This is a genomic window from Acidovorax sp. Root217 (assembly GCF_001428645.1).
GTDB lineage: Bacteria > Pseudomonadota > Gammaproteobacteria > Burkholderiales > Burkholderiaceae_C > Acidovorax.
This window is the reverse complement of the sequence record NZ_LMIH01000006.1, coordinates 603595-624719: the sequence shown is the minus strand read 5'-3', so window position 1 is coordinate 624719 and position 21125 is coordinate 603595. Positions and strand designations below refer to the sequence as shown.

20 protein-coding genes are annotated in these 21125 nt (G+C 67.6%); 7 read left to right on the top strand and 13 right to left on the bottom strand.

All coding sequences use genetic code 11. The annotated features are described in order from the left end of the window. Positions 1–81: 81 nt before the first annotated feature. The gene (locus tag ASE31_RS06890) at positions 82–1386 is read right to left on the bottom strand and encodes a lipase family protein (protein ID WP_057200762.1); all 1305 of its coding nucleotides are present in this window, start codon (positions 1384–1386) and stop codon (positions 82–84) included. Between the two features lie 142 nt (positions 1387–1528). Next, positions 1529–3007 carry a D-alanyl-D-alanine carboxypeptidase/D-alanyl-D-alanine-endopeptidase gene (dacB, locus tag ASE31_RS06885; RefSeq protein WP_057200761.1) on the bottom strand — a complete coding sequence of 493 codons (1479 nt, stop codon included), beginning with the start codon at positions 3005–3007 and terminating at the stop codon, positions 1529–1531. Between the two features lie 60 nt (positions 3008–3067). On the opposite strand from dacB, the gene ASE31_RS06880 reads away from it, so the two are divergent. The 5 genes from ASE31_RS06880 to corA all read left to right on the top strand — a co-directional run bounded on the left by ASE31_RS06880 (position 3068) and on the right by corA (position 7299). Next, positions 3068–4060, top strand: a complete 993-nt coding sequence (locus ASE31_RS06880) for a DMT family transporter (RefSeq protein ID WP_057200760.1) — start codon at positions 3068–3070, stop codon at positions 4058–4060. Between the two features lie 20 nt (positions 4061–4080). Continuing rightward, on the top strand, positions 4081–4800 hold the full coding sequence (gene tsaB / locus ASE31_RS06875; protein WP_057200844.1) for a tRNA (adenosine(37)-N6)-threonylcarbamoyltransferase complex dimerization subunit type 1 TsaB: 720 nt from the start codon (positions 4081–4083) through the stop codon (positions 4798–4800). Positions 4801–4816: 16 nt separating this feature from the next. Then, positions 4817–5296 carry a ribosomal protein S18-alanine N-acetyltransferase gene (gene rimI, locus ASE31_RS06870; protein WP_057200759.1) on the top strand — a complete coding sequence of 160 codons (480 nt, stop codon included), beginning with the start codon at positions 4817–4819 and terminating at the stop codon, positions 5294–5296. Positions 5297–5306: 10 nt separating this feature from the next. Continuing rightward, entirely contained in the window at positions 5307–6107 is an 801-nt protein-coding gene (locus ASE31_RS06865) for a uracil-DNA glycosylase family protein (RefSeq protein WP_057200758.1), read from the top strand. Positions 6108–6312: 205 nt separating this feature from the next. Beyond that, positions 6313–7299, top strand: a complete 987-nt coding sequence (gene corA / locus ASE31_RS06860; RefSeq protein ID WP_057200757.1) for a magnesium/cobalt transporter CorA — start codon at positions 6313–6315, stop codon at positions 7297–7299. A 441-nt stretch (positions 7300–7740) separates the two neighbouring features. On the opposite strand, the gene ASE31_RS06855 is transcribed toward corA, so the two are convergent. From ASE31_RS06855 to ASE31_RS06810, 10 genes are all read right to left on the bottom strand, one after another. Then, a complete protein-coding gene (locus ASE31_RS06855; RefSeq protein WP_057200756.1) occupies positions 7741–8484 on the bottom strand; it encodes a 5'-methylthioadenosine/adenosylhomocysteine nucleosidase in 744 nt (247 codons plus the stop codon). 118 nt (positions 8485–8602) lie between these two features. Next, positions 8603–10282 (bottom strand): long-chain-fatty-acid--CoA ligase, encoded by a 1680-nt coding sequence (locus ASE31_RS06850; RefSeq protein ID WP_057200755.1) that lies wholly within the window; start codon positions 10280–10282, stop codon positions 8603–8605. A 153-nt stretch (positions 10283–10435) separates the two neighbouring features. Beyond that, complete coding sequence (locus ASE31_RS06845) at positions 10436–11860, bottom strand: NAD(P)(+) transhydrogenase (Re/Si-specific) subunit beta (protein ID WP_057200754.1); 1425 nt, start codon at positions 11858–11860, stop codon at positions 10436–10438. Further along, positions 11857–12183 (bottom strand): NAD(P) transhydrogenase subunit alpha, encoded by a 327-nt coding sequence (locus ASE31_RS06840; protein WP_057200753.1) that lies wholly within the window; start codon positions 12181–12183, stop codon positions 11857–11859. The genes ASE31_RS06845 and ASE31_RS06840 overlap by 4 nt, the downstream gene beginning before the upstream one ends. A 23-nt stretch (positions 12184–12206) precedes the next feature. Further along, the gene (locus tag ASE31_RS06835) at positions 12207–12752 is read right to left on the bottom strand and encodes a hypothetical protein (RefSeq protein WP_057200752.1); all 546 of its coding nucleotides are present in this window, start codon (positions 12750–12752) and stop codon (positions 12207–12209) included. A gap of 23 nt (positions 12753–12775) precedes the next feature. After that, complete coding sequence (locus ASE31_RS06830) at positions 12776–13489, bottom strand: hypothetical protein (RefSeq protein ID WP_057200751.1); 714 nt, start codon at positions 13487–13489, stop codon at positions 12776–12778. Continuing rightward, entirely contained in the window at positions 13486–14601 is a 1116-nt protein-coding gene (locus ASE31_RS06825) for a Re/Si-specific NAD(P)(+) transhydrogenase subunit alpha (RefSeq protein ID WP_057200750.1), read from the bottom strand. Before ASE31_RS06825 ends, ASE31_RS06830 begins: the two co-directional genes overlap by 4 nt. Before the next feature lie 190 nt (positions 14602–14791). Next, positions 14792–15856: a class II fructose-bisphosphate aldolase gene (fba, locus tag ASE31_RS06820; protein ID WP_057200749.1), complete on the bottom strand. Its 1065-nt coding sequence runs from the start codon at positions 15854–15856 to the stop codon at positions 14792–14794. An 80-nt stretch (positions 15857–15936) separates the two neighbouring features. Continuing rightward, positions 15937–17298, bottom strand: a complete 1362-nt coding sequence (locus ASE31_RS06815) for a histidine kinase dimerization/phospho-acceptor domain-containing protein (RefSeq protein ID WP_057200843.1) — start codon at positions 17296–17298, stop codon at positions 15937–15939. Between the two features lie 65 nt (positions 17299–17363). Beyond that, positions 17364–18065, bottom strand: coding sequence for a response regulator transcription factor (locus tag ASE31_RS06810; protein WP_057200842.1), 702 nt, complete (start codon positions 18063–18065; stop codon positions 17364–17366). 139 nt (positions 18066–18204) lie between these two features. On the opposite strand from ASE31_RS06810, the gene ASE31_RS06805 reads away from it, so the two are divergent. Further along, a complete protein-coding gene (locus tag ASE31_RS06805) occupies positions 18205–18894 on the top strand; it encodes a phosphatase PAP2 family protein (RefSeq protein ID WP_235514308.1) in 690 nt (229 codons plus the stop codon). Continuing rightward, positions 18881–19492, top strand: a complete 612-nt coding sequence (locus tag ASE31_RS06800) for a phosphatase PAP2 family protein (RefSeq protein ID WP_082604046.1) — start codon at positions 18881–18883, stop codon at positions 19490–19492. Before ASE31_RS06805 ends, ASE31_RS06800 begins: the two co-directional genes overlap by 14 nt. A 40-nt stretch (positions 19493–19532) precedes the next feature. Here ASE31_RS06800 and pyk read toward each other — a convergent pair whose 3' ends face one another. Then, the gene (pyk, locus tag ASE31_RS06795; protein ID WP_057200747.1) at positions 19533–20969 is read right to left on the bottom strand and encodes a pyruvate kinase; all 1437 of its coding nucleotides are present in this window, start codon (positions 20967–20969) and stop codon (positions 19533–19535) included. Positions 20970–21125 lie beyond the last annotated feature (156 nt).

Genomic DNA, 21125 nt, shown 5'->3' with positions numbered 1-21125 from the left:
CGCCCGGGAAACTACCAAGCCATGCACCATGAAAAAAGCCGACCCGGAGGTCGGCTTTGGCCATTGGCGAGACTGCGTCGCTTACTTCACGATGATGTCGAAGGCGGCGCGTGCCTGGGCATGGCAGAACGGTGGCTCATAGGTGCCATGGTAGGCGCCGTAGTAGGTGGCAAAGGCTGCAGAAGTCGGGTCGGTGGGCGCTGCGCCGCCGGGGCCGAAGGTGGCCTGGATGGGCCCGTCCACATCCACCGAGATCACGTTGGTCACGCCGCGGGCCGCGAAATCGGCGGCCATCACGCGCTGGTGCACGGCAGGCGGCACCGTGGGGTCGCCCGAGCCACCGCACAGCAGCACGCGCGACTTGGGCGTCCAGCCCAGGAGGTCGTTCTTCTGGGCGGCCAGGTAGAGCGGGTCGTTCACGTTCGTCTGGCTGCTGGCGAGGAAGGCCGGCTGGAACAGCGCATCGCGTGCCTGGTTGGGCGTGCCGCCCGGCAGCGTGCCCGAGGTCACCAGCGTGGTGTAGTTCATCGTCGGGTTGGGCAGCAGCGTCTCGATATAGTTGGAGTACGGTGCCTTGAAGGCCTGCTTCACATCGGAATAGATGTTGCCGTAGACCTTCTGCCAGGCCGTCACGAGGTAGGGCACGAAGAACTGCACGCCCGCGATCGCGTCCGGAATGCGCAGCGAGCCCGAAAGGTTGTAGGGCCCTGCCAGGTGGGCGCCGGCCGCCACGTCAAATTCGTTGCCGTAGTCGCGCTCGGCGGCACGGTGCGCGGCCATCGAGGCATGTCCGCCCTGCGAGTAGCCGGTGAACAGGATCCTGCCCGACAGGTTGGCTCCTACCGAGCCGGCGACCTTGCGTGCGGCGCGCACCGAATCGATCACCGAGGTGGCTTCCGAATCGGCGTGCAGGTAGGGGTGGTAGCTGTAGCCCGACTTGGCAAACCCGAGGTAGTCGGTGGCGACCACGGCATAGCCCTGCGAGGCGTACATGGCGGCCAGCAGGAAGGTCTCGCTGTCCTGCGGGTTGGCCAGGGTGCGGGGCTTCTGCACATCGGTGCCCTTGGCATAGGCCAGCAGGGCAGCCTTCTCGCCGTTGCAGCTGCCTGCGGGCACCAGCATCACGCCCGAGGCGTTGGTGAGTTCGCCGGCCTTGGCGCCTGCCGTGTAGTAGTTGAGCGCCACGACCTTCACGTCGCACCGTGCCTTGCCGGCAAGGGCCCTGAGGCCGCTGGACGTGGTGCCCGCATCGATCTGGTCGGCCGTCAAAGTGGTCAGGGTGACGGGGAGCTCCACCAGGTCGCCGCGTCCGGCGTCGTCGGAGCCTCCGCAAGCGGCGAGCAGTGCCGCTACGGCGGCGATACAGGTCAGGCGAAAGTACTTCATGGTCGCAATCCTCTCTCTATGTGGGCTATGTCGGCGGATGGTAACGCAGCATCGTGCGCGCACCTGCGCCCTAGCGACCATTAGGGAATACGAGTGCCCCAGGACGCCTGGGCGACAGCTGCCTGCCGCGCGCGCCTGCGCCCTACTGGTCGCGCGCGGCCCAGTCGGTCAGCGCATCGAGCACCGGGCGGGCGGCCGCGGCGTTGGCGTGGTTGACCATGGCCACCAGCACGTAGCGCCGGCCACTGGCGCCATCCACGTAGCCGGCAATGGCCATCACGTCGCGCAGGCTGCCGGTCTTGAGGTGGGCCGCGCCACGGGCCTGGCTGCGGCGCAGGGTGCCGTCCACCCCGGCGATGGGCAGGGAGGACACCAGCTCGGGCATCACCGGCGAGGCCCAGGCCGATTGCAGCATGCGCCCCAGGCCCTGCGCGGTGATGCGCGCATCGCGGGAGAGGCCGGCGCCGTTGTCGGCCACGGGCTGATCGGTATCGCCAAAGCGCAGTTGCCACCAGCGGCGCAAGGCGTCGCGTGCACCATCGAACGTGGCAGGCGCGCCCTTGTTCCCCAGCGCCAGCGTGAGGAACACCTGCTGCGCCATGACGTTGTTGCTGTACTTGTTGACGTCGCGCACCACCTCGGCCAGCGCGGGCGAGGTGGCCATGAAGGCGGGTTTGAGCCCGGCCGGCACCTTGCCGTCGCGCACGCTGCCCGTGAGCTTGCCGCCCAACTCGCGCCACATGCCCTCCACCGCGCGCGCCGCAAAGCCGCGCGGATCGGCCGGCGCGATGGGCCACACGCGCTCGCCGCAGTTGGCCGGGAACACGCCCTGGAAGGCAATGCGCGTCGGGTCGGAAAGCTCAGCGCGCAGGGCGCCGCGCCAGTCGCCGCAGTCCGCCCCGGGGGCGGCCAGCGCCACGGAAGCCTGGCGCTGCACGCCGGCCATCGGCGGGTCGTACTGGATGCGAGCCAGGCCTGCGGCCACGTCCGGCACGAAGGTCATCACCTGCGACTTGTAGTTCACCAGCAGTGCATCGGGCGAGGCGTTGTAGGGCCGCAGGGGCTCGTTGTCGAAGCTGCCGGGGTCCTGCTCGGGCACGTCGAAGGCGGTGCGGTCGAGCACGATGTCGCCCACGATGACCTGGATGCCCTGGCCCTGCAGGCGGCGCAGCAGCAGCCACAGCCGTTCCATCACCAGCTTGGGATCGCCCTGGCCCTGGATGTAGACGTTGCCGCGCAGGCTGCCGTCCTGCACCGTGCCCTGCACGTAGACGGGGGTGTTCCAGGCATAGGCCGGGCCGAGCTGGTCGAGCGCCGCATAGGTGGTGACCAGCTTCATCACCGAGGCCGGGTTCATGGGCACCTGGGCGCGGTGCGCCAGCCGAGGCGCCTGCCGCGCACCGCCCTGGGCGTCGACCACCAGCACCGAGAGCGCCTCGCGCGGCAGGCGCGCACGGGAGAGCGCGGCCTCCACCTCGGGCGGCAGGGGCGAGGGGGTGGGCGCCTGGGCATGGGCGCCGGGAAGCGCCAGGCACCACAGCACGGCCAGCGGGGCGGCAAGGCGCCGCGAAGGCGCGAAGGATGGCTGGGGCAGACAGGTCAACAGGCGTACGGACAACATGGGCAGGGAGTCTATCGCCCACCACCGGCACGGCCTGCCCGGCCCGCCGATAATCCCCCGATGCGCTTCTCTCCCCGGGCCATGGGCCTGCTGGCGGCCCTGGTCACCGTCACCCTCTGGACCAGCTTCATCGTGATCGCCCGCGCCTCGGCGCAGCGCACCCTCACCCCCCTGGACATCACGCTGCTGCGCATTGTGGGAGCCAGCCTGGTGCTGGTGCCCTGGGGCTGGTGGCTGGTGCGCCGGCGCCGTGCGCTGCTGGGTGCCAGCGCCCCCGCCTCCAGCCTGGCCGGCATCTCGCCGTTGCCGCTGACCACCACGGCTTTGCTGGGCATCTTCGGCGGGGTGCTGTACGCGGTGCTGGCCTACGCCGGCTTTTTTCACGCCCCGGCCACCCACGCCGCCGTGCTCATGCCCGGCAGCCTGCCCCTGTGGACAGCCTTGCTGGCGGTGGTCGTGCTGCACGACCGCATCACGCCCCTGCGCGCGATGGGCCTGGCGCTCATCGTGACCGGCGACCTGCTGGTGGGCGGGCGCAGCCTGCTGGCCGGCTTTGCGGGCGGTGATGTGTGGAAGGGGGACGTGCTCTTCATGCTGGCCGCCGCCAGCTGGGCCGCCTACAGCGTGCAGGCACGGCGCCTCGCCGTGGATGCGGTGCAGGCCACCATCGCCATCACGGCCTTTGCGCTGCTGGTGTACGCGCCGGTCTATGGGGTGCTGGTGGCGCTGGGCACGGTCTCCAGCCACCTGGGGCAGGCACCGTGGCGCGAGATCCTGTTCCAGTTGGTCTTCCAGGGCGGTGGCTCGGTGGTCATCTCGGGCATTGCCTTCACGCGCATGATCCAGCACTACGGCCCCGTGCGCAGCACCATGATCACGGCGCTGGTGCCCGGGCTGTCGGCCATCGGTGCGGTACTTCTGCTGGGCGAACCCCTGCACTGGAACCTGGTCGCGGGCCTGGCGCTCGTGACCACGGGTATCCTGCTGGGCGTGCTGCGCAAGAGCCCCGCGCCCGCCGCCCTGCCGCCCTCTTCGCCAAAATCCGCAGCCTGATGTCCCCGCCCGCCACTGCCATGAACCTGCTTGCCTTCGATACCAGCACCGATATCCTGTCCATTTCCGTGCAGCACGGGGACGTGGTGCGCGAGCACACGGGCCCTGGCGGCTCCCAGGCCTCGGCCACGCTGATTCCGGCCATCAACCGCCTGCTGGCAGAGGCCGGCTTGTCGTTCGCCACGCTGGACGCTATCGTGTTCGGCCGCGGCCCTGGTTCGTTCACAGGGTTGCGCACGGCCTGCGCCGTGGCCCAGGGCCTGGCCTTCGGGGCGCGCGGCGGCGCTGGTGTGCCCGTGCTGCCGGTGGACACCTTGCTGGCCGTGGCCGAAGAGGCGCGCCACCAGCATGGCTGCAGCCAGGTGGTGGCCGTGCTCGATGCACGCATGGACGAGGTCTACAGCGCCCGCTGCGAATGGCTGCCCACCGAGAACCGCTGGCTGGCCGATGCGGACTTCGGCCTGGGAGCGCCCGAGACCGTGCAAGTGCCTGCCGGCTGGAGCGTGGCCGGCAATGCGCACGCCCCCTATGGCGAGCGCCTGGCGCCTCTGGCCACGCATGTGCGGGCCCTGCCCACGGCCACCGCGCTGCTGCGCCTGGCGCCGGCCCTGCTGGCCGCAGGGGGGGCTGTGCCCGCCAGCGATGCGCTGCCGCGCTATATCCGCGATAAAGTGGCGAAAACCACGGCCGAGCGGGACGCGTTGCGCGCTGCCCAGGCGGCGGCTCCGATCAACCCCTGAACCAACGACTTCCGCCATGAGCGCCGTACCCACCCCGTCTGCGGATGCCCCCGAAGCGCGCCTGCAAGCCCTCACGCTGTCACAGCTCGACGCCGTGCTGGAGGTGGAGCAGCGCGCCTACACCCACCCCTGGACGCGGGGCAACTTCATCGATGCCATGGCCTCGCGCTACGAGTGCCAGTTGCTTATGGGCGGCGACCAGTTGCTGGGCTACTTCGTGGCCATGATGGGGGTGGACGAGGTGCACCTGCTGAACCTCACCGTCGCCCCTGAATTCCAGCGCCAGGGCTGGGCCCGCGTGCTGCTGGACGCGCTGGCGCTGTGGTCGCGCGGCAAGGGCGCCCAGTGGCTGTGGCTGGAGGTGCGCGTGAGCAACCTGCGTGCCCAGCAGATCTATGAAACCCATGGCTTTCGCCGCGTGGGCGAGCGCAAGCGCTACTACCCGGCCCACCATGGCCAGCGCGAGGACGCGGTGGTCATGAGCCTGCCATTGTGAGAACCACCCCATGAGCCTTTCCCTCGATGCGCGCCAGCGCGCCATGCTGCAGGAGATGGGGGTGACCGTGTGGGCCCCCGGCGAGGCCACTGCGGCCCCGCCCGCCGCGGCCCTCGTGGCGGCCCCGGCCGCCCGTGCCGTGCCCGTGCACGATGGCGCAGTGGCCACGGCAGCACGCCCCGCCCCGCAGGCGCCTGCCGCACCCCAGCCAGCGCAGGCGAACATCTCCGCACCGGCAGCGCCACGCGCACCCGCAGCCAGCACACCGGTGCCCCCGGCCGCTTCGGCAGCGGCCACCGGCCTCTCGCTCCACGCGCCCCAGGCGCTGTACCCCACGGCAGACCCGGCGCGCACGCCTGCAGGCCTGGGCAGCGGCTGGCTCATCGTGGCCGAAATTCCCCACCCCGCCGAGCCACTGTCGGGTGATGCCGGCAAGCTGCTGGACAACATGCTGCGTGCCATGCAACTGCACCGCCACCCCCGGGTGTTCCTCGCGGCACTGCAGCGCGCGGCAGCCGGCGGCCAGGATGGCAGTGGCAGCGATGCCGACGTGGCAGGGCAACTGGCCGAGGCCGTCGCCACGCTGCGCCCGGCCATGGTGCTGGTGCTGGGCCATGTGGCCGCCCGGGCCGCACTGGCCAGCACCGAACCCCTGGGCCGCATGCGCGCAGGGCCGCACACCCTGGCGGGCTGCCCGGCCGTGGTCACCTACGACCCGGCGTTCCTGCTGCGCTCGCAGGACAACAAGGCCGCCGCCTGGGCCGACCTCTGCCGGGCGCTGGCCACCGTGCGGGCGGCTGCCACCCCCTGAAGCCAGGGCGGGCGGGCCCACCGGCGGGCCCTGTCACAGACACACCGGTTGCCCGGTGCGATAATCCGGCGCTTGCATTTTTTAACGGAGAAAGCTCCTTGGAAACCTACCCGAGTTGGTAGCTTTCAGCTCCCCGGCCTGCCGTGGGGTTGAAAGCAACCCCTGAACCCCCACCGCAGACGCCAATTACCAAGGGAGTGAGCCCATGCTCAACATCTTTACGCTTGCCAATGGCCGGCTGTTCCAGGAAGAGATCGAATCTCTGGAAGAGCTCGCCAGGTTCCAGCCGATCTGGGTGGACCTGGAAGCCCCCACGCTCGAAGAGAAGCGCTGGATCAAGCAGCACTATGGCCTGTCCATCCCCGAGGATGCGATGGACGAGGACATCGAGGAGTCCGCCCGCTTCTACGAGGAAGACAACGGCGAGCTACACATCCGCAGCGACTTCCTGATCGACGACGACGAGAACCCGCGCTCGGTGCGCGTGGCCTTCATCCTGAACCAGCACAACGCCAACCTCAAGAGCCGGGGCGTGCTGTTCTCCATCCACGACGAGGACGTGCCCGTCTTTCGCCTGCTGCGCATGCGTGCGCGCCGCGCGCCGGGCCTCATCGAGGACGCCAAGGAGGTGCTGCTCAAGCTGTTCGACGCGGATGCCGAATACTCGGCCGACACGCTGGAGAACATCTACGACGAGCTCGAAGCGGTGAGCAAGCAGGTGCTGGCCGGCGATGTGACCGATACCCGTGCCGGCGAGGTGCTGGCCGCCATCGCACGCCAGGAAGACTTGAACGGCCGCATCCGCCGCAACGTGATGGACACCCGCCGGGCGGTGAGCTTCATGATGCGCAGCAAGATGCTCAACTCCGAGCAGTTCGAGGAGGCGCGCCAGATCCTGCGCGACATCGAGTCGCTGGACAACCACACGGCTTTCCTGTTCGACAAGATCAACTTCTTGATGGACGCCACGGTCGGTTTCATCAACATCAACCAGAACAAGATCATCAAGATCTTCTCGGTGGCCAGCGTGGCGCTGCTGCCGCCCACGCTGATCGCCAGCGTGTACGGCATGAACTTCCAATTCATGCCCGAACTTACATGGACCTACGGCTACGCCTATGGCATCGCGCTGATGGTGGCGAGCGCGGTGGTGCCCATGTGGTATTTCCGCAGGCGGGGCTGGTTGAAATAGCCCCCGAGAGCCTGCTCACGGTCTTTTTCGGGGTGCGTTGCCCCCTCCTGACGGTCCAGGCAAGGCGCCCACCGCAAGATGGACTGATGTCCATCGAGGATGGGTAACGCAGCATGGGCCGCCAGGAGGGGGCAACCCGAAGGGCATGTAGCCCACGCCCCGCCCCTCGTCGTTGTCCACCTTGCCCATACGGACGTATGGGCTGCGGCGGACGCCTAGATGGGCGTGCCGTGGGCTGCATGCGCACCCCGAAAAAGACCGTGAGCAGGCTCTAAGCACTGCGCGCCTTCCCCCCCGAGGGGGGACGCCTCCGGTGGACCGGCAAAGCCGGATCCACGGTGGCGCTGGTGGTTGCACTTCGAGCGCTGCGCGCCCTTGTGCTGTCGAGCCGGGTTCTAAGCTACATCCATCTATGGCGCTGCGCGCCTTTGCGCCGCCGGGTCACAGCGTTTGCATGAGCCCCCGCACCATGTGCTCCGCGTAGCGGCTGGCGACGGTCTGGACGAAGTGGGCGAAGTCGACGTGGGCGGTGTCGTCGGCGCGGTCGGAGATGGTGCGGATGGCGGCGAAGGGGATAGCGTAGTCCAGGCAGACCTGGGCCACGGCGGCGCCTTCCATTTCGACGGCGAGTGCGTTGTGGCCAGCCAGGCCCAGGCCTTCGCGCAATTGCCGGGCTTCCTGGGCGCTGGAGACGAAGCGGTCGCCGCTGGCGACCAGGCCGTGGTGCACGCGGTGCGCCCCATCATCCAGACCCGGCAGGCGGCCGGCGCCGGACAGGCAGTTGCGGGCCGCGTCCCGCAGCAGGGTGGACAGATGCGCATCACAGTCCAGCCGCGTGCGCGCATAGCCAGGCAGCTCCCAACGCGGGAACAGCGGCGAGGCGTCCATGTCGTGCTGCAGGAAAGCCTGGGCCACCACCACGTCGCCCACGTTCACACCATCCCCCAGGCCGCCGGCCACGCCGGTGAAGACGATGCGCGCCACGCCGAAATGCTCGATGAGGGCAGTGGCCGTGGTCGCAGCGGCCACCTTGCCGATGCCCGAGAGCGCCAGCACCACGGGCCGTTCGCACATCTCGCCCCGCCAGAAGGAGCGGCCGGCATGGGTAAGCCGCTGCGCGCGCTCGAGCCGGGCGACGAGGCTGGCCTGCTCTTCGGGCAAGGCACTGAGGATGGCTGTGGTCATGGAACTTCGGGCAAAAAGAAAAAAGGCCGGCGGCTGGTGCGATTATTCCAGCCGCGGGCCCTTTTGGAACCACTCGCTCCAGGTGTACCGGATCGCGGCACCCGAAGGTGGTTGCCTGCTACTTCTTGTCGCGCAGCTCGCGGCGCAGGATCTTGCCCACGGGGGTCTTGGGCAGCTCGGTGCGGAACTCGATCACGCGCGGCTGCTTGTAGCCCGTGAGGTTGGCCTTGCAGTACTCCTTGACCTGGGCCTCGGTGAGCCCCGGGTCCTTCTTCACGATGACCAGCTTGACGGCCTCGCCGGTCTTCTCGTCGGGCACGCCGACCACGGCGCATTCGAGCACGCCGGGGCAGTTGGCGACCACTTCCTCGACCTCGTTGGGGTAGACGTTGAAGCCGCTGACCAGCACCATGTCCTTCTTGCGGTCCACGATCTTGAAGTAGCCGCGCTCATCCATGATGCCGATGTCGCCGGACTTGAAGTAGCCGTCGTCCGTCATGACCTTGGCGGTCTCGTCAGGGCGCTGCCAGTAACCGGCCATGACCTGCGGGCCCTTGATGGCGATCTCGCCGGGCTGGCCCAGCGTGGTGACCTCGTTGCCTTCGTCGTCCAGCAGCTTCATCGACGTGCCGGGAATCGGCACGCCAATGGTGCCGGTGTATTCCTTGGCCGTCACGGGGTTGCAGCTGGCCGAGGGGCTGGTTTCCGACAGGCCGTAGCCCTCGCAGATGGGGCAGCCGGTCTTTTCCAGCCACAGCTTGGCCACGGCGCCCTGTACTGCCATGCCGCCGCCTACCGAAACCTTGAGGTTCTTCCAGTTGACGGTATTGAAGTCGGGGTGGTTGGCCAGGCCATTGAACAGCGTGTTCACGGCCGGGAAGCTGTGGAAGGTGTGCTTGGACAGTTCCTTGAGCACGGCGGGCAGGTCGCGCGGGTTGGGGATCAGGATGGTCTTGCCACCCGTGCGCATGGACAGCATCATGTTCACGGTGAACGCGAAGATGTGGTACAGCGGCAGCGCGCAGACGCTGGTGGGCTGCTCGCCCGAGGGCACCTTGGCCATCACGGGTGCGTTCCAGGCCTCGGACTGCAGCACGTTGGCGAGCACGTTGCGGTGCAGCAGCACGGCGCCCTTGCTCACGCCGGTGGTGCCGCCGGTGTACTGCAAGAGGGCGATGTCGTCGGGGCGGATGTCGGGCTTCTTGAAGCTGCCGCGCGTACCGCGGGCCACCGCGTCGTTGAAGCGCACGGCGCCGGGCAGGTCATAGGTGGGCACCATCTTCTTGACGTTGCGCACCACGTAGTTCACCAGCGTGCCCTTGAGCAGGCCCAGCTGGTCGCCCATGGCCGCCAGCACCACGTGCTTGACGGGGGTGTTGGCGATGCACTGCTGCAGCGTGCTGGCAAAGTTCTCGATGATGACGATGGCCTTGGCGCCCGAGTCCTTGAGCTGGTGTTCCAGTTCGCGCGGGGTGTACAGCGGGTTCACGTTGACCACCACGAAGCCGGCACGCAGGATGGCCGCCACCGTCACGGGATACTGCGGCACATTGGGCATCATGATGGCGACGCGGTCGCCCTTGACCAGGCCCAGGCCCTGCAGGTAGGCCGCAAAGGCCGCGCTCAGCGAGTCGGTCTGGGCGTAGCTCACGTCCTTGCCCATGAAGCTGTAGGCCACACGGCTGGCGTACTTGCTGAACGCCTCGTCCATCAGCGCGACGAGCGAGGGGTACTGCGTGGTATCGATATCGGCGGGAACGCCTTGCGGATAGGCGGCCAGCCAGGGGCGGTCGGTCATGGTGCGTGTCTCTCCAAACTTCTCATTGCAATGGAACCCCGGCATTGTCTCTGCCGGTGCGGGTTCCGTGGGTGGTTAGTTTCCCCTAGGCAGCAGGGCTTTTGCCGTAGCACCCGAAGGGTCTTTCGCCGCGGTGAGGACTGCTCGATGGGCTTACTCGATGGCCTTGCCGATGTCCTCGACGACCTTCTTGGCATCGCCGAAGACCATCATGGTCTTGTCCATGTAGAACAGCTCGTTGTCCAGGCCGGCATAGCCTGCGGCCATGGAGCGCTTGTTCACGATCACGGTCTTGGCCTTGTAGGCCTCCAGGATGGGCATGCCGTAGATCGGGCTGCCCTTGGTGTGGGCGGCGGGGTTCACCACGTCGTTGGCACCGAGGATGATGGCCACGTCGGCCTGGCCGAACTCGCCATTGATGTCCTCCATCTCGAACACCTGGTCGTAGGGCACCTCGGCCTCGGCCAGCAGCACGTTCATGTGGCCGGGCATGCGTCCGGCCACGGGGTGGATGGCGTACTTCACCGTCACGCCCCTCTCGGTGAGCTTGGCGGCCAGTTCCTTGACCGCATGCTGGGCACGCGCCACGGCCAGGCCATAGCCGGGCACGATGACCACGGTCTCGGCATTGCCCAGTACGAAAGCCGCGTCGTCGGCGCTGCCGCTCTTGACCGGGCGCTGCTCCTTGGCTCCGCCCGCTGCAGTGGCGGTGTCGCCCCCAAAGCCGCCCAGTATCACGTTGAAGAACGAGCGGTTCATGGCCTTGCACATGATGTAGCTCAAGATCGCGCCTGAGCTGCCCACCAGCGAGCCGGCAATGATCAGCATCGAGTTGTTGAGCGAAAAGCCAATGCCCGCTGCCGCCCAGCCCGAGTAGCTGTTGAGCATGGAGACCACCACCGGCATGTCGGCACCGCCAATGGGGATGATGATCAGCACGCCCAGGATGAAGCCGAGCGCGATCACCAGCACGATGTCGATCCAGCTTTGCGAGTGCCAGAAGCCGAAGCAGAAGAACAGCACGGCCAGGCCCAGCACCAGATTGAGCTTGTGCTGCCCAGGGAACTGCACCGGCGCGCCCTGGAACAGGCGGAACTTGTACTTGCCCGAGAGCTTGCCGAAGGCGATCACCGAACCGCTGAAGGTGACGGCGCCGATGAAGGCCCCGAGCGCCAGCTCGATGCGGTTGCCGCCGGGGATGGGCGCATCCTTGGGCACGATGGCAAAGGCCCAGGGCTCGGCCACCACGGCCACCGCGATGCACACCGCTGCCAGGCCGATCATGCTGTGCATGAAGGCCACGAGCTCGGGCATCTTGGTCATCTCGACCCGGTTGGCCATCATGGCGCCGGCCGCGCCGCCGACCACCAGGGCGCCGAGCACATAGACCATGCCTTGCGCCTTGCCGCCCGACAGCTCCACGATGAGCGCGGCGGTGGTGAGCACGGCGATCGCCATGCCCGTCATGCCGAAGACATTGCCGCGGATCGAGGTAGTGGGGTGCGAGAGTCCCTTGAGCGCCTGGATGAAGCAGACGCTGGCCACCAGGTACAGCAGCGTGACGAGGTTCATGCTCATGCCTGGCCTCCTTCAGCCTTGGGGGCGGCTTTCTTTTCCTTCTTCTTGAACATCTCGAGCATGCGGCGCGTCACGAGGAAGCCGCCGAACACGTTGACCGCGGCCAGCGCCACGGCCAGCACGCCCATGCTCTTGCCCAACGTGGTCTCGGTGAGTGCAGCGGCCAGCATGGCGCCCACGATGACGATGGCGGAGATGGCGTTGGTCACCGCCATCAGGGGCGTGTGCAGCGCGGGCGTCACCGTCCAGACCACGTGGTAGCCCACGTAGATGGCCAGCACGAAGATGATGAGGTTGATGAGTGTGGGAGAGACGGCATCCATGGAAATGTGTCCTTCAATTGGCGTTAGGTTCCGGCAGACCAGGGGCCTTTGGCGGCATTCTTCTTGGCGAAATAGGCATCCACAGCGTCGATCAGCTGCTGCTGGGCCGCGTTGATGGGCGGCTCGATCAGAGCTGCCGATCGCATCACGGTCTTGAGCGTTTGCACGTGGTAATCGGTGAACTTGTCGGCGCTGCGCGCCAGCACCTCGGGCAGCTCGGAGAGCGCCAGGGCGCGGTTGCGCAGCAGGTGCGCGCTGGCCACCCAGAGGTTGCCGGCATCGCCATCGGTCAGCGCCAGGTGGTCGCGCAGCAGCGCCTGCACACCGGTCTTTTGCTGCACGGTGATGGCGCCGGTGGTCTGCACGGTGGCCAGGGCCAGCACGGCGACCACGTCGACCGGGTGGTCGAGCGCGTAGAGCGGTGGTGTCATCACCTTCTTGCGCCAGGCGCGCCGGTGGAAGAAGGTCAGCGGGTTGAGCCAGCCCACGTCGATGCCGAAGCGCCGCAGGGCCTCCATGGCCATCGTGAAGGTGATGACCAGGCCCAGGATTTGCAGAATGATCCCCATGTTCCGTGCCTCCCTTGGCTTTTTTATTGGGGCAGTGCAGCGGGGAAAGGCGGCACTGCCAGGAATCCATCCATCATGCCGACGCTCACGCGTGCGGCGCGGGCCATCTGCTGGCTCCATGCCTCGGCCGGCATGCCAGCGCGCAGGTAATCGGGCGTGTTGCCTGCCGGCAGCTTCAGCAGGCGCAAGTCCACCAGGGCATTCACCTCGATGTAGGCGCCGCCCTCGGTGGCATAGCGGTAGTTCAGGTGCGAGTAGGGCTGCGCCAGCGCGGCGCCCCGCTCATTCACCCAGCGGACCAGGCCAGGGTGGGCCTTTTCCATGAAGCGGTCACTGGTGTGGGCCCAGCGCTTGAAGCGCAGGCAGTCCACGCGCACGGGGCTGCCCGCAGCAGCGTCCTGCACCCACAGGCCCTGCTCCTGGCTACAGGAAGCCGTCCACAGGGTGCGGTCGCGCGGGTCGCTGCGCTGGTGGGATTGCACCAGCATCACCGCCAGCACTTCGTTGTGGGCACCGCGCAGTGCCACGGCACGGGTCTGCAAGGGCACTTGGGCGGGCGGCGGCAGTGCCAGGAGGGTCTCGTCGAAGCTGCCCAGGTCTTCCCAGGCCGAGGAGGGCAGCACCACGCGCGTACGCCCGGCGCTGAACTCGGCCGGGCCGGCGGGCATGGGGGCACAGGCGGAAAGAACTGCCAGCGCCAGCGCGGCAGCCAGCAGGCGGGACAACAGGTGCCTCATGCGCGCTTCACCGTGCCTTCGTGGGCCATCAGGCAGGCGGCCACGATGTCGTCCCGCAGGTCCATGTGCAGGGCGCCTTCCTTGTTGATGATGAGCTTGAGGAAGTCGAGCACATTGCGTGCGTACAGCGACGAGGCATCGGCCGCCACCAGGGCCGGCAGATTGGTCTCGCCCACCAGCGTCACGCCGTGCTTGACCACTGTCTTGCCAGGCTCGGTGAGCGGGCAATTGCCACCCTGGGGTGCGGCGATGTCGACGATCACCGAGCCGGCCTTCATGGATTGGACCATCTCCTCGGTCACCAGCACGGGGGCTGCGCGCCCGGGGATCAGGGCGGTGGTGATGACCACGTCGGCCTGGGCCACGCGCTTGGCCACCTCGGCCTTCTGGCGGTCGAGCCAGCTTTGCGGCATGGGGCGGGCATAGCCGCCCACGCCTTCGGCGGCGTCCTTTTCTTCCTGGGTCTCGTAGGGCACGTCGATGAACTTGCCACCCAGCGATTCGACCTGCTCCTTGACGCTGGGGCGCACGTCCGACGCCTCGATCACGGCGCCCAGGCGCTTGGCCGTGGCAATGGCCTGCAGGCCCGCCACGCCCACGCCCAGGATCACCACGCGCGCGGCCTTCACGGTGCCGGCGGCGGTCATGAGCATGGGGAAGAAGCGCTGGTAGCGGTCGGCGGCGATCATCACGGCCTTGTAGCCGGCGATGTTGGCCTGCGAGGACAGCACGTCCATGCTCTGGGCACGCGTGGTGCGCGGTGCGGCTTCGAGCGCATAGGCCGTCACGCCGGCCGTGGCCAGCCGCTGCAGGCCGGCGGCATCGAAGGGGTTGAGCATGCCCACCACGGTGGTGCCAGCACGCAGGCGCGGTGCTTCGGCCTCGGACGGGCAGCGCACCTTGAGCAGCAGGTCGGCGCCCCAGGCGCCAGCGGCATCGGTGATCTCGGCACCGGCGGCCTCGTAGACTGCGTCGGTGACGCTGGCGGCAATGCCGGCACCGGCCTCGATGCGCAGGGTATGGCCCTGGGCCTTGAGTTTCTTGACCGTCTCGGGCGTCACCGCGACCCGGGTCTCTCCGGCCATGGACTCTGCAGGCACACCAATCAGCATGTCGTCTCCTTGCTCAGGGGTAAGGTCAGTGGAATTACTTACTTGCTGACCATGAGCTTACATGAAGAAACTTTGATGCCCGCCGCTTTCGCCTGATGTAGAGAGAACTCCCCATCGCAAAGGAGACACTTCGGGCAAGAAAAAAGCCCGCGAGCGCATGGCTGGCGGGCTTTGCGGGGGCGGAACCGGGTCAGTGCACGACCTGGGCCAGTGTGCCGGCGGCGTACTGCCGGGCCACCTGCTGCAGGCTCAGGCCCTTGATCTTGGAACCCTGGCCTTCGCAGCCGAATTCGAGGTAGCGGGCCTTGCAGACCTGCTTGGCGGCTTCGCGTGCGGGCTTGAGCCATTCGCGCGCGTCGAACTTGTCGGGGTTCTCGGCCAGGAACTTGCGCACCGCACCGGTCATGGCCAGGCGGATGTCGGTGTCGATGTTGATCTTGCGCACGCCGTACTTGATGGCCTCCTGGATCTCCTCGACCGGCACGCCGTAGGTCTCCTTCATCTTGCCGCCGTACTGGTTGATGATGGCCAGCAGCTCGGCAGGCACCGAGGAGGAGCCGTGCATCACCAGGTGGGTATTGGGAATGCGCTTGTGGATTTCCTTGACGCGGCTGATGGCCAGGATGTCGCCCGTGGGCTTGCGGCTGAATTTGTAGGCGCCATGGCTGGTGCCGATGGCAATGGCCAGGGCGTCAAGCTGCGTGGCCTTCACGAACACGGCGGCTTCCTCGGGGTCGGTCAGCATCTGGCTGTGGTCGAGCTTGCCTTCGGCGCCGATGCCGTCTTCCTCTCCGGCTTCACCGGTTTCCAGGTTGCCCAGGCAGCCCAGTTCACCTTCCACGGTGACGCCGACCTTGTGCGCCATGTCGACCACCTTGCGGGTCACTTCCATGTTGTATTCAAAAGACGAGGGGGTCTTGCCGTCTTCCATCAGCGAGCCATCCATCATCACCGAGCCGAATCCCAGGTCGATGGCGCCCGCGCAGATCTTGGGCGAGGTGCCGTGGTCCTGGTGCATCACCAGGGGAATGTGCGGGAAGGCTTCGACGGCGGCCTGGATCAGGTGCTTGATGAAGGGCTCGCCGGCGTACTTGCGTGCGCCTGCGCTGGCCTGCAGGATCACTGGTGCACCCACCTCGTCGGCGGCCGCCATCACGGCCTGGACCTGTTCCAGGTTGTTGACGTTGAAGGCGGGGATGCCGTAGCTGTTGGCAGCGGCGTGGTCGAGCAGTTCGCGCATCGAGACGAGGGGCATGGTCGTGAGGTCCGTTCAGGGTTGATGGGGCGCCATGGATACAGGCAGTTGGCGGTGGTAACCGCTTGGTAACCCTGATTTTACCCGGCCGTCGCCACCGGCGTTGCGGCGAATTCCAGCCGGTAGCAGGTGGTAAAGGGCGCAGGAGCCGGTGCAGGCCCGAAATGCGCGCCGTGTGCTTCAGCCACCCGGCGTACGATCTCGTGCCCCAGGTGCAGGCTGTCCGCCGGTCGCACAGCACGCTGAGACCCTGGGCCGCTGGCACCGTCGTCACAGACCTGGAACCATGCGGCGCCGGAATCGGTAAACCCCATCTGCACAGCGATGCGTGTGCCCTCGGGGGTGTGCTTGAGGGCGTTCTCCAGCAGGTTGCGCAGCGCCAGGTCGAGCAGCACGGAATGGCCCAGCACGGCCACCTGCTCCGGCCCGGCCAGTGCGATCTCGTCGCCCCGCTGCCAGGCGGCCTGGGCGTAGTCGGCGCACACCGCCCGGCCAATGGCGGCCAGGTCCAGCGGCGCCTTGGCGTCGTGCAGTTCGGCCCGGCTGGCACGTGCCAGTGCCAGCAACTGATTGAGCACGTGGCCGGCGCGCAGGGCGTCCTGCCCGATGCGCGCCACGGCCTGCGCCTGTCCGTCCGCGTCGAGTCCCTTGCCGAGGGCGCCGGCCTGCAGCGCAATCGACGACAGGGGCGTGCGCAGCTCATGCGCCACCTCGTTGGCCAAGCGGCGCTCGCGCGCCAGCATGGCCTGCTGGCGTTCCAGCAAGGTGTTGATGGAGGCCACCACCGACTCGAACTCGCTCCATGCATGGCGCGTGGTCAGGCGCCCGGCACTCGCGGGGTCGAGCACCGCGACATCCCGCGAGAGGTCGTACAACGGCCGCAGGCCCCTGCGGATCGCCAGCCCCAGCGCAATGGCCACGACCGGCAACAACCACAGCCCTGGCTCGACCATTTGCTCGGCAATGTCCTGCGCCAGTTCGTCCCGCTCGCGCAATTCCAGCAGCACCATGATCTTCCGATCCTTGGCCGCATCCCACTGTGAAAAACTGCGCCACATGGACCCCTTGGCTCCCAGGGTGAGATTGGCAAAACCCTCGCTGGCGCTGAAGGGGGGCTCGGGCGCGCTACCGCTCAAGGCCAGCAGCCGCCCCTGCGCGTCCCACTGCACGACGCTGATCGACTGCTGGTAGTCATGGGCCTTGAGCCACGGCGTGGCCGTCCGCTCGGTCATCTGAGGCCCGGCCACGGCCTCGGTGGCGCGCAGGTTGAGCAACAGCGCCGCCACGCTGGCCAGGTGGCCGTCGGTCAGCTCATCGGCTTCGTGGACACCGGTCTGGTAGCCCAGATACACGAAGCTGCCCCACACCAGCGCCAGAGCGCCCAGCGACCACAGCAACAACTGCCGTGTCAACGAGGACCGCCTGGACCTTGGCCCCTGGATCAGGGCAGGGGTCACTGCACCGCGCAACGCGGTACCTGCTGGCTCTGCGCGGCCCGGCGCGCCGCTCACGGCTCCTCCTGGGGCATGAAGTAACCGACCCCGCGCATGGTCTGGATGCAATCACTGCCCAGCTTGCGGCGCAGGTGGTGGATATGGACCTCCACCGCATTGCTCTCGATCGCCGCATCCCAGCCATACAGCCGCTCTTCGATCTGCTGGCGCGACAGGACGCGCCCCTTGGCGTCCAGCAGCACCTGCAGCACCGAAAACGCCCTGGGCGATACGTCCACCGGCTTGCCCGACTGGCGGATCGTGCGGGCAGCCGGATCGAGCTCGATGTCACCATACCGGACGGTCGGCGATGCCCTGCCCGCTGCACGGCGCAACAAGGCGCGCAGGCGCGCATCCAGCTCATCCACGTCGAAGGGCTTGACCAGGTAGTCGTCCGCACCCTGGTCCAGCCCTGCGATGCGCTGGTAGATCTGGTCGCGTGCGGTGACGATGAGCACCGGCGTGGCCGGGTCCGGAAGCACAGGGGTAGAGGACGCACCAGGCGCCGGACTCAGGCGCAGGCGGCGCAGCAGATCGCTGCCATCGCCATCGGCAAGCCCCAGGTCCAGGAGCACCGCATCAAAACGCTCCGCACGCAGCGCCGCCCAGGCTCCGGCCACACCATCGCACACGTCCACCGCATAGCCGCGCTGCAGCAGGTTGGTGCGCAGGCCACTGGCAATGCCGGCATCGTCTTCGACCACGAGTATTCGCATGGGCCCATTGTCGCCGGGCCAGGCGGCCACCGCCAGGGCATTAAGACGGGGTTAAGTGCCGGCTTGTATGTTCCACGCCATGCAAGCCGCCCCCACCCCATCCCATCGCACCGCCTCCTCGCTTCAGCGCAACGCATTCATGTGGACTCTTGCCCTGCTGGTTGGTGTGGCCGCATGGGATGTGCTGGGGCAGGATCTCACGCTGGCGCATGCCTTTGGCGACTCCACAGGTTTCCCCTGGCGCGACCAGTGGTTCTTCGTGCACGTGCTCCATGAAGGCGCACGCCGCCTGGGCTGGGTGCTGGTGCTGCTGCTGGCGTTGAGTGTGTGGTGGCCCAGGGGCGTACTGCGGCGCATCGACGCCAGTGAGCGGCTGCAGATGGCCCTCAGTGCACTGCTGGCACTGGCAGTGGTCAGCATCGCCAAGAACCTCAGCGCCACGAGCTGCCCCTGGGATCTGTCCGAGTTCGGCGGTGTCGCGCGCTATGCATCGCACTGGGCCTGGGGCGTACTCGACGGGGGCGGCGGCCGTTGCTTTCCCGCCGGCCACGCTTCCGCCGGGTTTGCATTCGTCGGCGGCTACTTTGCGCTGCGCCGCAAGCAACCCACCGCCGCACGCTGGTGGCTGGCTGGTTCACTGCTGGCGGGCCTGATTCTGGGTTTGGCCCAGCAGGTCAGAGGCGCTCATTTCATGAGCCACACCCTTTGGACGGGCTGGCTGTGCTGGACCACCGGTTGGCTGTGCGACCTGGCAATGTCCAGCTTGCGCCCTCGCCTGCAGTTCTCTCACTCATTGCCCGCAGAGGAGTCCTCCCATGCTGCCTCTTGAGCTCGACTTGTTCCAGTCGCTGAATGCCAGCGTGGATACCCCTGCGGGCGTGGTGGCGGCTGCCCGCTGGATATCCCAATCACTGCCACTGGCCATGGCTGCGTGGCTTGCGGCCATCGTGGCCCTGGGGACCGGCCGGCAGCGGCGCGCCGTATTGAGTGCATTTGCAGGCATGGCGCTGGCGTGGGTGGGCGCACAAGCGCTGCGCCATGGCGTTCAGGCCCCGCGACCAGCCCAGTTGGGACTGGGCATGCAATGGATCGATCACGCCGCCCGGGCGGGTTTTCCGAGCCTGCATGCAGCAGGCGCTTTTGCACTGGCTGCGGCCCTGTCACTGGGCCGGATGCCATGGGCGGCTGGCGTGGCATGGACCGCCGCGCTGGCCATCGCCTGGAGCCGCGTCTGCCTGGGCGTGCATTTCCCGTCCGACGTGCTGGCGGGTGCACTCACCGGAATGCTGGGCGCCTGGGCCGCCCATCGCGCAGGGCTGGCACTGGACAGCTTTCGGACAGAGGCCATCGGCAGCGCAGCCCTGCTGCAGCAAGGGCCGCTCTTGCCGCGAATGCCGGCCGCGGAACGCCACGAGAGCGAACGGTGAAGCGCAGCGGCAGGCCTGGAGGCCTGCCGCCAGGACCTGCTCAGCTCGCGCGGCAGATCTTCAGCATGTTGGTGCCACCCGGCGCCCCCATGGGCTCGCCGCAGGTAATGGCGTAGACGTCGCCCTTCTGCACGATGTTGCGCGTCTTGAGGTGGCCTTCGGCCTGCTCCAGCGCGGTGTCGCGGTCAGCGCTGGTATCCATCAGCAGCGGGCGCACATTGCGGTACATGGCCATCTTGCGCTGCGTGGCCACCTTGGGCGTGAGGGCGTAGATGGGGATGTGGATGCGGTGGCGGCTCATCCACAGCGCCGTGGCGCCGCTGTCGGTCATGGCCACGATGGCCTTGGCGCCCAGGTGATGGGCCGTGAACAGCGCGCCCATGGCAATGGACTGGTCGATGCGGCCAAAGGTCTGGCCGGTGAAGTCGGCGTCCAGCGGGTGGTCTTCGGCGGCTTCGGCGGCGGCGCAGATAGTGGCCATCTCCATCACCGTTTCCAGCGGGTACTTGCCGGCTGCGGTCTCGGCACTGAGCATCACGGCATCGGTTCCATCGAGCACGGCGTTGGCCACGTCGCTGACCTCGGCGCGCGTGGGCACGGGGTTGGTGATCATGCTCTCCATCATCTGCGTGGCGGTGATCACGACCTTGTCCAGGTCGCGCGCCATGCGGATCATCTTCTTTTGCAGCGCTGGCACGGCCGCGTTGCCGACTTCCACGGCCAGATCACCACGGGCCACCATGATACCGTCGCTCACGCGCAGGATGGCTTCCAGGTGCGGGATGGCCTCGGCGCGTTCGATCTTGGCGATCAGGCCCGGCTTGTGGCGGTACTCGGAGGCCGCCACGTTGCACAGCTGGCGTGCCATCTCCATGTCGGTCGCGTTCTTGGGAAAGCTCACGGCCACGTAGTCGGCCTGGAAGCTCATCGCGGTGCGGATGTCCTCCATGTCCTTGGCCGTGAGGGCCGGCGCCGTGAGGCCGCCGCCCTGCTTGTTGATGCCCTTGTTGTTGGACAGCTCGCCGCCGATCTTCACGGTGGTGAGCACCTCTTCGCCGCGCACGGCATCGACGGTGAGCACGATCAGGCCGTCGTTGAGCAGCAGCACGTCACCGGCCTTCACGTCGCGCGGCAGCTCCTTGTAGTCGAGCCCCACGCCATCGTTGTCACCGGGCTCGGTGCGCGAGGCATCGAGCACGAACGGGGCGCCCGACACCAGCTGCACCTTGCCCTCGGCAAACTTGCCGACGCGGATCTTGGGGCCCTGCAGGTCGGCCATGATGGCCACCTCGCGCCCCGCACGCTGGGCAGCGGCGCGCACGGTGGTGGCCCGGTCGATGTGGTCCTGCGCCTTGCCATGGCTGAAGTTCAGGCGCACCACATTGACGCCCGCACGGATCATCGCCTCCAGCAGTTGCGGATCGCTCGATGCGGGGCCCAGGGTGGCAACGATCTTGGTGGCGCGGCGGGTTTGCATGGGCTTGTCTCTTTCGTCGGTTATGTAATCGAATTTCAATTTTCACACGAAAGCGGTTACATGCCGATTACCAGCCGGCTAGCCGGGCCAATCGCCGGGGCGCTGCGCAGGGATGCCTGTCGGGATGGTGGGCTGCAGAACACGCCTGACTGTTTC

Excerpts from the sequence above, each read along its gene's own strand:
- ASE31_RS06830 (WP_057200751.1), bottom strand. The coding sequence starts at position 13,489 with ATGAGGCACCTGTTGTCCCGCCTGCTGGCTGCCGCGCTGGCGCTGGCA.
- ASE31_RS06880 (WP_057200760.1), top strand. The coding sequence starts at position 3,068 with ATGCGCTTCTCTCCCCGGGCCATGGGCCTGCTGGCGGCCCTGGTCACC.
- fba (WP_057200749.1), bottom strand. The coding sequence starts at position 15,856 with ATGCCCCTCGTCTCGATGCGCGAACTGCTCGACCACGCCGCTGCCAAC.
- pyk (WP_057200747.1), bottom strand. The coding sequence starts at position 20,969 with ATGCAAACCCGCCGCGCCACCAAGATCGTTGCCACCCTGGGCCCCGCA.
- tsaB (WP_057200844.1), top strand. The coding sequence starts at position 4,081 with ATGAACCTGCTTGCCTTCGATACCAGCACCGATATCCTGTCCATTTCC.
- ASE31_RS06810 (WP_057200842.1), bottom strand. The coding sequence starts at position 18,065 with ATGCGAATACTCGTGGTCGAAGACGATGCCGGCATTGCCAGTGGCCTG.
- ASE31_RS06835 (WP_057200752.1), bottom strand. The coding sequence starts at position 12,752 with ATGGGGATCATTCTGCAAATCCTGGGCCTGGTCATCACCTTCACGATG.
- rimI (WP_057200759.1), top strand. The coding sequence starts at position 4,817 with ATGAGCGCCGTACCCACCCCGTCTGCGGATGCCCCCGAAGCGCGCCTG.
- ASE31_RS06855 (WP_057200756.1), bottom strand. The coding sequence starts at position 8,484 with ATGACCACAGCCATCCTCAGTGCCTTGCCCGAAGAGCAGGCCAGCCTC.
- ASE31_RS06840 (WP_057200753.1), bottom strand. The coding sequence starts at position 12,183 with ATGGATGCCGTCTCTCCCACACTCATCAACCTCATCATCTTCGTGCTG.
- ASE31_RS06845 (WP_057200754.1), bottom strand. The coding sequence starts at position 11,860 with ATGAGCATGAACCTCGTCACGCTGCTGTACCTGGTGGCCAGCGTCTGC.
- ASE31_RS06805 (WP_235514308.1), top strand. The coding sequence starts at position 18,205 with ATGTGGACTCTTGCCCTGCTGGTTGGTGTGGCCGCATGGGATGTGCTG.
- dacB (WP_057200761.1), bottom strand. The coding sequence starts at position 3,007 with ATGTTGTCCGTACGCCTGTTGACCTGTCTGCCCCAGCCATCCTTCGCG.
- ASE31_RS06825 (WP_057200750.1), bottom strand. The coding sequence starts at position 14,601 with ATGCTGATTGGTGTGCCTGCAGAGTCCATGGCCGGAGAGACCCGGGTC.
- corA (WP_057200757.1), top strand. The coding sequence starts at position 6,313 with ATGCTCAACATCTTTACGCTTGCCAATGGCCGGCTGTTCCAGGAAGAG.
- ASE31_RS06890 (WP_057200762.1), bottom strand. The coding sequence starts at position 1,386 with ATGAAGTACTTTCGCCTGACCTGTATCGCCGCCGTAGCGGCACTGCTC.
- ASE31_RS06800 (WP_082604046.1), top strand. The coding sequence starts at position 18,881 with ATGCTGCCTCTTGAGCTCGACTTGTTCCAGTCGCTGAATGCCAGCGTG.
- ASE31_RS06850 (WP_057200755.1), bottom strand. The coding sequence starts at position 10,282 with ATGACCGACCGCCCCTGGCTGGCCGCCTATCCGCAAGGCGTTCCCGCC.
- ASE31_RS06865 (WP_057200758.1), top strand. The coding sequence starts at position 5,307 with ATGAGCCTTTCCCTCGATGCGCGCCAGCGCGCCATGCTGCAGGAGATG.